General features: G+C 35.9%; 11 protein-coding genes. All 11 read right to left on the bottom strand.

Annotated elements, in window-relative coordinates; translation table 11 throughout:
* Positions 1–2: 2 nt before the first annotated feature.
* Positions 3–965: a glycosyltransferase family 2 protein gene (locus CGB83_RS16855; protein WP_100076859.1), complete on the bottom strand. Its 963-nt coding sequence runs from the start codon at positions 963–965 to the stop codon at positions 3–5.
* On the bottom strand, positions 962–2023 hold the full coding sequence (locus tag CGB83_RS16850) for an EpsG family protein (protein WP_157761442.1): 1062 nt from the start codon (positions 2021–2023) through the stop codon (positions 962–964). The genes CGB83_RS16855 and CGB83_RS16850 overlap by 4 nt, the downstream gene beginning before the upstream one ends.
* 63 nt (positions 2024–2086) lie before the next feature.
* The gene (locus CGB83_RS16845) at positions 2087–3244 is read right to left on the bottom strand and encodes a glycosyltransferase family 4 protein (RefSeq protein WP_100076857.1); all 1158 of its coding nucleotides are present in this window, start codon (positions 3242–3244) and stop codon (positions 2087–2089) included.
* Between the two features lie 9 nt (positions 3245–3253).
* On the bottom strand, positions 3254–4546 hold the full coding sequence (locus CGB83_RS16840; protein ID WP_172954720.1) for a flippase: 1293 nt from the start codon (positions 4544–4546) through the stop codon (positions 3254–3256).
* Positions 4547–4587: 41 nt separating this feature from the next.
* Positions 4588–6936, bottom strand: a complete 2349-nt coding sequence (locus CGB83_RS16835) for a GumC family protein (protein ID WP_100076855.1) — start codon at positions 6934–6936, stop codon at positions 4588–4590.
* A 177-nt stretch (positions 6937–7113) separates the two neighbouring features.
* Complete coding sequence (locus CGB83_RS16830; RefSeq protein WP_228419975.1) at positions 7114–7683, bottom strand: sugar transferase; 570 nt, start codon at positions 7681–7683, stop codon at positions 7114–7116.
* A 359-nt stretch (positions 7684–8042) separates the two neighbouring features.
* Entirely contained in the window at positions 8043–8906 is an 864-nt protein-coding gene (gene rfbA, locus CGB83_RS16825; protein ID WP_100076854.1) for a glucose-1-phosphate thymidylyltransferase RfbA, read from the bottom strand.
* A 14-nt stretch (positions 8907–8920) separates the two neighbouring features.
* The gene (gene rfbB, locus CGB83_RS16820; RefSeq protein WP_100076853.1) at positions 8921–10000 is read right to left on the bottom strand and encodes a dTDP-glucose 4,6-dehydratase; all 1080 of its coding nucleotides are present in this window, start codon (positions 9998–10000) and stop codon (positions 8921–8923) included.
* A gap of 88 nt (positions 10001–10088) precedes the next feature.
* Positions 10089–11237 (bottom strand): DegT/DnrJ/EryC1/StrS family aminotransferase, encoded by a 1149-nt coding sequence (locus tag CGB83_RS16815; protein WP_100076852.1) that lies wholly within the window; start codon positions 11235–11237, stop codon positions 10089–10091.
* Positions 11234–11896: a metallophosphoesterase family protein gene (locus tag CGB83_RS16810; protein ID WP_100076851.1), complete on the bottom strand. Its 663-nt coding sequence runs from the start codon at positions 11894–11896 to the stop codon at positions 11234–11236. Before CGB83_RS16810 ends, CGB83_RS16815 begins: the two co-directional genes overlap by 4 nt.
* Positions 11893–12777 carry an NAD-dependent epimerase/dehydratase family protein gene (locus CGB83_RS16805; protein ID WP_100076850.1) on the bottom strand — a complete coding sequence of 295 codons (885 nt, stop codon included), beginning with the start codon at positions 12775–12777 and terminating at the stop codon, positions 11893–11895. Before CGB83_RS16805 ends, CGB83_RS16810 begins: the two co-directional genes overlap by 4 nt.

The following is a 12777-nucleotide window of genomic DNA, read 5'->3' as shown; positions in this document are numbered from 1 at the left end:
ATTTAATTTCTTGACTTTCCAAACTTATAAAAAATTCTCAGAGGTCTGCGTCCCAGAAATGAAATAACAGATGCGATTCTTGCTTTTTTCCTTGCATACCTGTCCGTTAAGACTCCGACCCTGTATTTTTTGATCAGGCTGAAAATCTCAACTTCGTAAATACTGCCTTCTTCTGTTTCAAAAAATAAATGGAATAATAAGCTTAATATCCTGCATTCAATACATTTATGTAGAATTGGAATCTCCGATTTAAATTCTTCGAGGTCCTTTAAGATATAAATCAGACTATCAAATTTTTTCTTGCTGAATGGGGATCCCTCTATACTATCTTCTCTCAGCAGATAGTTATAATTCTGCGAACCGGAAAATGCAACGCCATTCTGAGATAAAAGTATTAATTTGTATGTTGTCAGGAGATCTTCGTACAGAAGCCCTTTTGGAAATTCAATATTTTTGAACAGTGAGTGATGATACAGTTTTCCTGTGGCATTGTTGTCAAAAAGATCCTGGTAAAACATTGTTTCCAATGCTTCATTTGTTGACAATAGTTTTTCTAATTTTTCACTTTTCTCAACCTGCGTTTTTTCTTCTCCTTCTTTGATATGTCGGAATAAGGTAACTGCAATTTGAGTTTGATGCCGCTCTGCTAAATTAACCAGTGTTGATACGTAATTCTCTTCAATAGTATCATCACTATCAACAAATGTTACATACTCTCCCGCCATTGCCCGCAATCCGGCATTCCTTGCATCAGATAGCCCGCCGTTTTCCTTATGGATAACTTTGATACGCTGATCTTCCTCTGCAAACTGATTGCATATAGCACCACAACGGTCCGGTGATCCGTCATTAACCAATAAGATTTCCAAATGATCATATTCCTGAAGCAATATACTGCCGATACAGTCCGATAGGTATTTTTCCACTTTGTACACGGGAACAACAATGGAGATCAGGGGATTCATAAATTCAGAATTTTAGATTTGTAAGGATAAGTTTCTCCAAGATTGGCGTAGGGAATAGTAAGTCCCCAGTACAGCATAAATAATGAAAAAACACAGATCCAGAGTAAATATTCAATTTTTCTGTCAGTGATATTTCCAATGAGAAGAGGAATGATAACAATAGACATAAATGAAAAATAGTACATTCCCCTTACGGCAAATGTAGACTGTATCGCGGCAAAACATAAAATAATGGAGACCAGAAAGATGGTCTGAAAAAAGTTTTTCCGGTCTTCATCCAATGAAGAAAATTGTTTAAAAATAACAAACACCAGAAAAAACACAAAACATAAAAACAGATCGGAAGCAGGAATATTCGATCCATAAATCCCACCCGAAGTATAGGTATCAAATCCTTCTGCAAGTACACCGGCACCAATAAAAGTTACAATAATGGTATCCAGCATAAGCACGATAATGATACATGCCACACTGATCAGCAGCTGAAAAAGCCAGAAGTTTTTAATAAATTTCGATGTATAAAAATAAATAGGAAATACCGTTAAAAAAATAAAGGCTGTCAGGTGAAAGGCAATGGCAATTCCTGCAAATACCAATGCTTTAGCAAACCTGCCCGTCAATAAATTGGAAAATGAATATAAACATACAGCAATAGCCATAGTCTGTCTGGTCATATTCAGTGAGTTGGAAAAATACAATAGAAAATAGACGAGGAATGCCCATGGCAGCAGGTTCTTCTTCTTCAGGTTAAGGATAGAAAGTGTTATGAACAACATTATAAATCCCTGAATGAAAAACAGCAGCCAGGATATGCTGTGAAAGATTTTTGTTACTAAATAATTAAAGGTAGCGTAACCGATCTCAGCCGGAATCTTTTCCTTATAAGCAAAAAAGTTTCTCGCATATTTCGCATCCCTGAAATAGTCCCTTACATAAAAGCTGGTGTCTGTACCAATACTTAAGTCCCTGCAGCCTGCCAATATAGATGGAATAAGGATTGCAATCACCAGAAAAAGGATACCTAATACTTTCTTTTTATCTAAAAAAAAGTCTGCCAACTTAAAAAAAGTTATCGATAAAAAAAATGTAAACAGATATATCATATAGCTAACTATGCATTACTAATTCTCTTGACGGATACTTTGTATTGCTTCCAAAAAAAGCTCAGCTGAATGTTTCCAGCTTTTATTTCCACAGAAATACTCCTGCTCAATATTTGCCCTCATTGAATCCAGTTTTTCAGGATGAGTATAGAGTGACAAGAGAGCGTCCTGAAGATCTTTTTTATTGTTCTTCTCGATAATGATCCCTGTTTTACCATGCTCAACCATTTCGGGTAGCCCTCCAACATTAGTAGCAATAACCGGTTTTTTAAACGCAAATGCAGACATAACCACTCCACTCTGAGTAGCATCTGTATAAGGGCAAACTACAACTGAGGATTGTGCTATAAGAAGCGAAAGATCTTCCGGGGAAACAAATGTATTGATAATTTTAATATCGGGATGGCTTTTATATTCGTTGATATCAAAATCAAAATCACCGCTTCCTGCAATGGTGAGTGTCATATTCTGTATTTTCTCAGATGAAAGCATGCTTATAAATGTTTCCAGTAAAAATCTGATGCCTTTATAAGGTGATATTCTCCCGAAAAACAAAATATTGAATTCCGGGGAAGAGGTTTCAGACTGTATATTTTTGTGGTAATACGTCAAATAGGTGTAAACACTTAGAAAAGAACTGTGTATGTATTTTACGTTCTGCCCGCACTCTTTGATGAACTTGTCCTTCTGGGAATTGTTTAATATGATTTTATGACTGATAAGCCTGAAAAATAATTTTCTGAGGTATTTCTCAATAATAAATTCTTCACCGGAATGCTGAAAAGGATCATGAACAATAAGCAATGCCTTTTTTCTGAGACGGATAGCAGACCATACATACGTAAGGGTAATATTATCTATAATAATAACATCAGGTTTTATTTTTTTCAGCTCAGCATCTATTTTGTATGAATTGTACATTTTCCTAAACAGATCAGAGTTTTTAGTTCCCTTGATAACAAAGGTTTTACGAAGATCTATGAGGTCTCCGAAACGTTGTATTTGTTCTACATCATTTCCTTCTGTAATACGTTTTTGAAGTTGATCTTTGTCAATATAGTTATAGATCTGATGCAGGGCTTCTGTGAAGAAGTACACATCACACTGATCTTTAAGTGCATTTATTAATGAAATATTGGCATCAAAAGCAAAAACAGAAAGAAAGGCAACTTTCATACGTATTATTTATGATTCTAAGGATTTTAAATTTTTCAAGCTTTTCAGTAAATGCTTGACAGAGAACAGTTCTCTTGAAAAAATATTGATCTTCCTTTTCCTGATGATGGTGATCTGAATGGATATGATAATAAATTCAGTGGCAGTCCAGATGACAGATGTCGCCAGTGCTCCATATCTGGGAACCAACAAAAAGTTCAGAACTAGACTGAATATGGCGGCAAAAAGTGAAATTGAAAAGAAGAATTTATCCATGTTTAAGTTCAGCATGACTATTGAACCAAAAAACATATTAAAAAAGATAGCAAATAAACCTATACTCAACACTTCAAGTAAAATAATACTGTCATTGAATTTTTCACCGAAAAACACCCTGATTACATAAGGTCCCATAACAGCTAATCCCAATACAACTGTTACGGTAAGGATAAAAAATACCGGAAGTATGCGTTTTACAGCATCAACACCTGTTTCCAGACCTTTGGTAAAAGCAGCGCCTATAAATGGAAACAACCCCTGAACCAAAGGCCTCATGACAACATTTCTGGCTATATCAACAACTTTTTGAGCCGAGGTATAATACCCCACTACGTCATTAGAATGATAAAAACCTAAAATTACAGTGCTTGTGGTAGAATAAAGGGATATAATCATATTGGATAAAAAGATTACCCTATCCTCCTTTATCAGTTTGAAAACGTCGCTGAAAGCAGGCACAGAGAGTTTCAGCTGGAACTTTTTATACGCTATAATAAATGAAATGACCGAAACAGCTACAGGTACAAGATTGAAGATGCAGGCATAAATGATATAATCCTGCTCTTTTCGTATAAACAGAAGCACTCCTACCATGATTAATGATCTTGCAGCAAAATTATAACCTGCAATAAACTTCAGTTCCTGCTTTGCCTGAAACAGCCAGTTCTGAGAGAACAAAGACTGTATGCAGAAAGTAAAGCTGATAAAAGAAACCAGATAATCCTGCTTTAAAAATGGCACTAAAAACAGGCACGGAATAAAAATAACGAAAGAAACCAGCAATAAAAACAGCTGAGAGAAGAAAATTTTTGAGAACAGCTCATTAATTAATGTTCTGTTATTTCCAATATTCACAGCCCGGCGTACACCTGTCAGTTCGAAAGAATAAGAAACCAGCAATACAAAATACAGGGCAAATGATGCGGCATAGTTTACCAATCCAATTTTATCAGGTCCTAAGATTCTGGAAACGATAGGAATGGTAACAAAAGGAAAAATGTAGTTCGCAATCTGGACAATGCCTAATGAAGTTATACTCTTCAATAATTTCTTATTGCCACTCATTTGTTAACTGTACTTCTTTATCATGACTTTTTTTTCCACCACTTCGTCTTATCTGCCTGGTAACCGTACCCGAATGTGTTTCCATAGCCAAAGTTTGATTCTTTTACGCCGTTGAGAACTATTCCAACATTTTTAAGTTTCTGTTCTTCTACTGAATGATTTAAAAATTCCAGGTAACTCTTTTCCGTAACACCGGCACGGGTAACATATACAATGGCATCACTTTTATCAGAAATAAGGAAAGAATCGGTTACCAGTAAAAGCGGAGCTGTATCAAGTACAATATATTTATACTGATTCTGTATTTTGATCATGGAAAGAAGTTCATCCAGTTTACCATTTTGAAGCAGGTCAGTTGGATTAGGAGGAATGGATCCTGAATAGATAAAATCACAATTCTGGTTATAGCCGCTGGGATGGATAATTTCATTAAGCGAAAGCTCTTCTCCGCTCAAAAATTCAGTTAATCCCTTAGCCATTTTCATAGAGGGGTTATACCGTTGCAGCTGAGGATTCCTAACATCTGCTCCTATGACCAGAACCCGATCTCTTGAAGATGCCAGAATGATTGAAAGATTGGTGGACACAAATGTTTTTCCTTCACCTTTTACAGATGAAGTAATCATAATCACATGCGGGGTTTCTTTTACCGGCAAAAGAAATTTAAGGTTGGTAACAAAGATCCTGAATGCCTCAGCCATAGGCGATACATCATTAAAACTCACCAGGGATTTATCCTTGTTTTTTAGTTTTGGAATTTCAGCTACTACCGGAACCTTCGTAAGTTTTGTAATATCTGATCTCTTATCAATAGTGCTTTGCAGCATTTGTTTCAGATAGATGACAAAGAAAGGTATCATGATACCCAATACAAGGAATACGGCCAAGATCAGTATTTTTTTAGGCGCAACCGGCTTTTTAAGCACAAACGCACGGTCTACTGTCCTTGCCTTTTCAGCCGTAATCTCCATACTTATGGCGGCTTCTTCGCGTTTCTGGAGAAGAAGCAAATACAGGTTTTCTTTAATCTGCTGCTGCCGTTCTATGCTTCTGAAAAGTTTTTCCTGACTGGGAATTTTACTGATCATGCTTTCTGATTCACCCAGCTGACTTTCAAATTTACTTTTAGCTAATGCCAGGGATGTTTCATTCTTCTGCAGGGTTTCTGTTAATGATGCCCTTAGCTCATCAATTTGTCGGTTCAGATTCTTTACCAGTGGATTATCCGGGGTAGCTTCCTGCATATATTTATTTCTTTGCAGAACAAGTGCATTATATTCCTGAATAGATTTGGTAGCGGCTTCATTCTGTAAGCCTAAATTAAAAGGTAAAACATCTCCGGTTTCTTTTTTATTAAGCGTATTCTCAAGAATTCTGTTGAGTTCCAGCTGAGTGCCAATTTCCAAAGCCTGGGCTTTGCTTTGTTCTTTAAGCTGAAGATTGACTTTTGCCTCGGTAGGCAAATCCACGATATTATTGCCTGCTTTATAAACTTCTTTCTGGGTTTCTACATCACCCAACTCCTTTGATATGATCTGGATCCTGTTATCAATAAATTCCTTGGTTCTCTTTGATTCGATATTTTTATCATTGATAGCATAGACATTATATTGCCTTACCAGACCATTCAAGAAATCTTTTGCCTTATCCTTATTCTGAAATTCTACCGATAAGTTGATAATCGTTCCGTTTTTATCCAGTAAATCAACTTCTAAGGCTCTCTGAAAGCTATCAACAGTATCTTCAAAATCGCTGTAAGTAAAATATACGTCAGACATCTCCATTTTTTTAGGTGCCTGAAAAGACGGATTCTTGCTGATCATCAGTATAGCAAAAGGCAGATTTACCGTTTTATTATAATATGTTATAATGTCCTTGCTCCATTCTTCAGAAGATAATATAATTTTATCACCATGAGTTTTAATATAAACAGGCTTTTTAGGTACATCGACATTGCTTTTCTCCTGAATAATATTGATGATATAAGGACTGGTATTGCCATAAAGTTCTAAACTGTTGAATCTCTGTTTAGAATAGATCGGAGTCTGAAAATTGTGTTCTTTCAGAACATCTTCAACAATACTTTTGGATGCAAAAACACCAAGTTCATTTTCGATGCTGTTCGTACCCATTCCGCTAAGGCCGCCCAAACTTTGGAGAACCCCCATATCACCGGCTGCAGGAGACATTTTCTTAGCATCTTTAATTAATACAGAAGTCTGAGCTTTATAAACGGGAGCAGTTGATTTGATAATGTAAACAGCCAATAAGGCCATGAGGAAAATAGTTCCCAGGAAATACTTCCAATTTTTCAGATAAGGATTTAAAAGTTCTTTAAAATTGATTTCTTTATTGTCTTTGTTATCCATTTGTTGGATTATATTTTGAAAATTAAGATTATATCCCGTTTCAGTTAAACTTTGCAAATATATTTATATTTTATATATCGTCTGTAGTAATATCATATTAAAATGATTTTATCTGCACTTTCTGAATTCAGCCTTGAACTTAAGAATCATTAAGTAAGATGTACAGCAATACAGGTATTAAAATTTAAAAACTGAAAAAGCTTTCAGCAACACACTGATGTCTGTTTTAAAAGACAGTTGATAATAATATTGCAGATTCATTTTTACCTTATCCGGGAATAATTCTTCATCATTAAATTGTATCGGATTTGGATGTTGCTGAAGCAATTGATCTTCATTACGGTATTTGATTCCGGCTTCACTGATGACTCCCGGCTTCAGCTGGAGGACCAAGCGGTCTTCACCTTTCAACTGGTCATAATAACCCGGGATATCCGGTCTTGGGCCTATCAACGACATATCCCCTTTAAGAATATTGAACAGTTGTGGCAGTTCATCAAGTTTAGATTTTCTTAACCATGCTCCTATACCGGATTTCTGAAGGGTAATCGAATGTATGGTTCTGAATTTATAGATGTTAAACGGAATGGCATTTCTTCCAATTCTTTTTTGGACAAAAATACCCGGAAATCCTGTATCATAGGAAGCCACAGCGAAGAGAATAAAAAGTATAGGAGAAAAGATCACCACAGAAATACCTGCAATACTATAATCCATTAGCATTTTCCAGAAGGGATATTTTTTCACAATACTTGTATTGCGGGCAAATATAAAAAAATATCAGCGGAAATTATGTTATAAGTGGTGCGTATGATCTTAAAAAAAGATGAAGGACAAATCTGGTCACTTATCCTTCATTTTAAATTTTATAAATATGCAATGGTCAGAAAAAAAATCAAAGATTACATCTGCCAATCTTTTTTATTGCTTCAATTAAATTGCAAGGAAATTTAATATCTATTTATTAAAATAAAGCTTTTTAAGTAAATTTATTGCAGCCCCTGTTCTGTAGCATTTTTTTAACTGCACCTAACATACTGCGATAAGAATATATTAAAACAATAATAATGAGACAAGATCTAATTTATCTCATTTTCTTACTACTTCTATTTCATTATTAAATATTTCAGGTATTCCCCATACCCGCTTTTGCCATATTTCTTGGCCGTTTCAAGCAGCTTTTCTTCGTTGATAAATTTATTCCTGAAAGCAATTTCCTCGATGCATCCGATCTTGAATCCCTGCCTTTTCTCAATGACCCGTACAAATTCCGAAGCATCGTTTAAAGAGTCAAAGGTCCCTGTATCCAGCCATGCAGTTCCTCTGTCCAGGACACCTACCTCAAGTTTACCCTTATTAAGATATACGTTGTTAACATCGGTAATTTCCAGCTCGCCTCTGGCTGAAGGCTGAATGTTTTTGGCAATGTTCACTACTTCATTATCGTAGAAATAGAGCCCGGGTACCGCATAGTTTGATTTTGGAGTAGCAGGCTTCTCTTCGATGGAAACCGCCTTAAGATCTGCATCAAACTCAACTACCCCATAGCGCTCAGGATCTGAAACATGATAGGCAAAAACAACACCTCCATCAGGATTAGTCTTGTTTTTAAGTAGTGTGCCCATCTCTGACCCATAAAAGATATTGTCACCCAGGACAAGAGCCGCAGCGTCATTCCCGATAAACTGTTCTCCGAGGATAAAGGCCTGTGCCAATCCGTCCGGACTGGGCTGAACGACATATTCTATGTTGCACCCGATCTGTGAGCCGTCACCCAGCAGCTTTACAAAGCCATCCTGATCGTGCGGTGTCGTAATAATCAGAATATCCCTGATGCCTGCCAGCAATAAAGTGGAAAGCGGATAGTAGATCATCGGCTTATCATAGACAGGCATCAACTGCTTACTTACGGCTATGGTAAGAGGGTAAAGTCGGGTTCCGGAACCTCCGGCTAAAATTATACCTTTCATCTTTGTGTATTTATTTAATGGTATTGGTTTTCATAATATTTCTGGTAGTCACCGCTCGTTACATGCTCCAGCCACTCTTTGTTTTCCAGATACCAGTCGATGGTTTTTCCCAGTCCCTGTTCAAAAGTTACAGACGGCTTCCATCCCAGGTCTTTATTCAGTTTGTTGGCATCGATTGCATAGCGCTTATCGTGTCCCGGCCTGTCCTTTACAAAAGTGATCAGCTTTTCCGAATAGCCTTCCGGCCTGTTAAGCTTTGCATCCATCTGTTTAATAAGTTCTTTAACAAGATCAATATTCTGCCATTCATTAAAGCCACCGATATTATAGGTCTCCCCTGTTTTGGCGTCGTTAAAAATCTGGTGGATCGCTCTGGCATGATCAATGACGAACAGCCAGTCTCTCGTATATTTGCCGTCACCATAAATAGGTAAGGGCCTTTCATTGATGATATTGGAGATGCAGAGCGGGATCAGCTTTTCAGGAAAGTGGTTGGGCCCGTAATTATTGGAACAATTGGAAACGATAAAAGGCATTCCATAGGTATTGCCATAGGCTCTTACCAAATGATCCGAGGCTGCTTTTGACGCAGAATAGGGAGATTGTGGGTCATATGCCGTCGTTTCCAAAAAGAAACCGGTTTCTCCCAGGCTTCCGTAAACTTCGTCCGTGGAAATGTGATAAAAAAGATTGTCTCTTTGTTCATCAGGAAATCTTCCGTGGATATGATCGGGGTTCAGCGTCCAGAACTCTTTGCAGAGATTCAGAAGGTTTGCTGTTCCGTTTACATTGGTATTGATAAATGCCATGGGATCCGTTATGCTCCGGTCGACATGGCTTTCTGCAGCCAGGTGAACCACTGCGTCAGGATTATATTTTTCAAATACAGCTCTTAATTCTTCAGGCTTTGTAATATCCGCCTTTTCAAAAACATAATTAGGTTCATTTTCGATATCCTTCAGGTTCTCCAGATTGCCCGCATAAGTAAGGGCATCAAGATTAATGATTTTGATATCAGGATTCCTCTTTACAAACTCTCTTACGACATGGGATCCAATAAATCCCGCACCTCCGGTTATAATAATATTTTTCATTAAATATATGTAAATAATTACAACGAAATTCAGACAATAAATTCTATGTCAATCTATTACAATAATATGATAGATTGAATTTAAATTATTAATTAAATATTTTACTATTAAAAAATGTTAGAATAACATTTTTAATTCTCGTTCTGTCATCATCAGAAAGATTAGACCCTGACGGCAGACATAAACCATTTTCAAATAACTTTTCAGAGACATGAGTTCCATAATAAGGAGACCCAGAAAATACAGGTTGTAAATGCATCGGTTTCCACAAAGGCCTGGATTCTATGTTTTCTTCTAAAAGTGCTATTCTTAAATCTTCACGATTTTTTCCGGTAATCTTTTCATCAATAATAATTGCAGATAACCAGTGATTAGAAAAATAATCCTGGGATGGCTCAGAAAAAACACTTATTCCTTCGATATCTTTGAAAAGTTCAGCATAAAAATTATGCATATTTCTGCGGGCTTCTACTCTATTATTTAAAACCTCCATCTGTCCCCTTCCAATTCCTGCTACGATATTGCTCATACGATAGTTGTAGCCAATATGAGAGTGCTGATAATGCGGGGCATTGTCTCTTGCTTGAGTTGAAAGAAAAACTGCTTTATCCTTGTCTTCCTGATTGTGGCAAACCAAAGCTCCCCCCCCTGAAGTAGTAATAATTTTATTTCCGTTAAATGATAAAACGCCAAAACGCCCAAAAGTTCCGCAAGCTATTCCTTTATAAGTTGAGCCTAAAGCTTCTGCAGCGTCCTCAATAAGAGGAATATTATATTTTTCTGCAATTCTAAGGATTTCATCCATTTTTGCAGGCATTCCGTATAAATGAACGACGATGATTGCTTTCGGCTTATTTCCTTTAGAAATTCTGTCTTCAATGGCTTCTTCCAAAGCAGCAGGACACATATTCCAAGTATCTTCTTCTGAGTCAATAAATACAGGTTTGGCACCGCAGTAAGCTATTGGATTGGCGGAAGCTGAAAATGTCATGGACTGACAAATAACTTCATCTCCCTGTTTGACGCCGCATTCAATTAAAGCCAAGTGCAATGCGGCTGTACCGGCAGAAAGTGCTGCGACTTTTACATCCTTATTTAGAAAAGATTCTAGGTCTTTTTCAAATCCATCTACATTAGGTCCTAAAGGTGCTACCCAATTGTTTTCAAATGCCTCGTTGATATATTTTTGCTCATTTCCACCCATGTGAGGAGAGGAAAGCCATATTTTTGAATTCATAATTTATTTACCGTATTTTTTGATTTATAATAGTTTAAGCAAATTGAAGGATATTTTAGTTCCTCCATTTTAGAAATCACTTTCTGAATATCAAAAACAAATGATTTTAATTCAACAATATTTGTTTCGGTGTCTGCAATCAGATAATTGGCAACATCAAGCAGGGATCTGTTTTGTCCCAAACTACCGGTATTGTAAATATTTTTTCCCTTAATCACCCTGTGAAACTGCTGATGAGAATGACCAACAACTGTATTGTTTTCAAAATCTAAACTTTCGATATCTGTATCTTTAAAAATATATAAATCATCAACAGAATGTTTTATTTTGAAATCCCCAACTTTGATATCATCTCTAAATTCATTGATTAATTCAACATATTTGGCATTAAACATCGGATAACAATATTTAAAAAAGGATTTTGCAACTTCGTTCAATCCAGGGTAAAATTTTTCAATGTAATATTTTTCGTGATTACCTTTTAAAAAAAATCCGTTTTGCTGCTGAGATAAAAATTCCAGACACTCATTCGTCCATGGTCCATAATTCACAATATCACCATGACAGACAAACTGATCATAGTTACCTTTTTCAATTCCGAAAAGTTTTTCTAATGAAATAAGATTTCCATGAACATCACCAAATATAAGCACTTTCATTGTTCTATCACCTTCTTTATACCGTTTCTTAAATCCATGAAGGTATTGGTCTGAATGATCTTTTCTAACTTATCAATATTTATTAGAGATCTGCTTTCTGTAAAATCAGGATCATCATAATTTTCAACTTCAACTTCACCGTTAAAATATTCTCTAATTATCATTGCTAATTTTAAAATTGAAGTTTCTTTCCCTGAAGCGCCATTTATAATTCCCTCTGAACTATGTTTTATTGAAGAAAAAATAATTTTAGCGGCATCATCAACATAAAGAAAATCGGCTGTTACTTTTGAACCGTTCTTCAAGATAATCTTTTTATTTTTCTTAGCTTGATCAATTATATCACAGATTACACCGCTCCAATTCATTTTTTCCCCATAAAGAGCTGAAAAACGTATTTGGGTCAGACTGATGTTATGAGATTCTGCAAATGTCTTAAAAATAAGCTCTTGTGTTAGCTTTGAGCTTGAATATAAAACATGATTTCCTGTTGGATATGTTGCTTCATCTTCTGATAGTTGTAGTGGCCAAGGTTTATTAATGACAACAAGTGTTGAACAATTTATAATCTTTTTAACAGACTCCTGACCATTAATCCATATACAGATATTTTGGCTTCCTAATATGTTGGTTTTATAAATTTTTTCTAAATAGTTATTATCGAGAAAACTTCCTCCGGGTAAAATCGTAGCACAGTTGACAACAACATCAAAAAAATTATGTGGTAGCTGTGAAAATTGCTTAATATCACTGATATCTATGTTATAACTTGATTTTGAATCGGATCTGGAAACCGTATAAAATTCAACTCCATTCTCTTTTAAAACATTACAAAGCGAATTGCCTAAAAAACCACTACTTCCAAATATCAACACTTTCAT

It is taken from the genome of Chryseobacterium camelliae (assembly GCF_002770595.1).
GTDB lineage: Bacteria > Bacteroidota > Bacteroidia > Flavobacteriales > Weeksellaceae > Chryseobacterium > Chryseobacterium camelliae.
The sequence above is the reverse complement of the archived record's forward strand: the minus strand, read 5'-3'. Positions and strand labels throughout refer to the sequence as shown.

Coding starts and splice junctions, on each gene's coding strand:
- CGB83_RS16855 (WP_100076859.1), bottom strand. CDS start 965: ATGAATCCCCTGATCTCCATTGTTGTTCCCGTGTACAAAGTGGAAAAA.
- CGB83_RS16845 (WP_100076857.1), bottom strand. CDS start 3,244: ATGAAAGTTGCCTTTCTTTCTGTTTTTGCTTTTGATGCCAATATTTCA.
- CGB83_RS16835 (WP_100076855.1), bottom strand. CDS start 6,936: ATGGATAACAAAGACAATAAAGAAATCAATTTTAAAGAACTTTTAAAT.
- rfbA (WP_100076854.1), bottom strand. CDS start 8,906: ATGAAAGGTATAATTTTAGCCGGAGGTTCCGGAACCCGACTTTACCCT.
- rfbB (WP_100076853.1), bottom strand. CDS start 10,000: ATGAAAAATATTATTATAACCGGAGGTGCGGGATTTATTGGATCCCAT.
- CGB83_RS16815 (WP_100076852.1), bottom strand. CDS start 11,237: ATGAATTCAAAAATATGGCTTTCCTCTCCTCACATGGGTGGAAATGAG.
- CGB83_RS16810 (WP_100076851.1), bottom strand. CDS start 11,896: ATGAAAGTGCTTATATTTGGTGATGTTCATGGAAATCTTATTTCATTA.
- CGB83_RS16805 (WP_100076850.1), bottom strand. CDS start 12,777: ATGAAAGTGTTGATATTTGGAAGTAGTGGTTTTTTAGGCAATTCGCTT.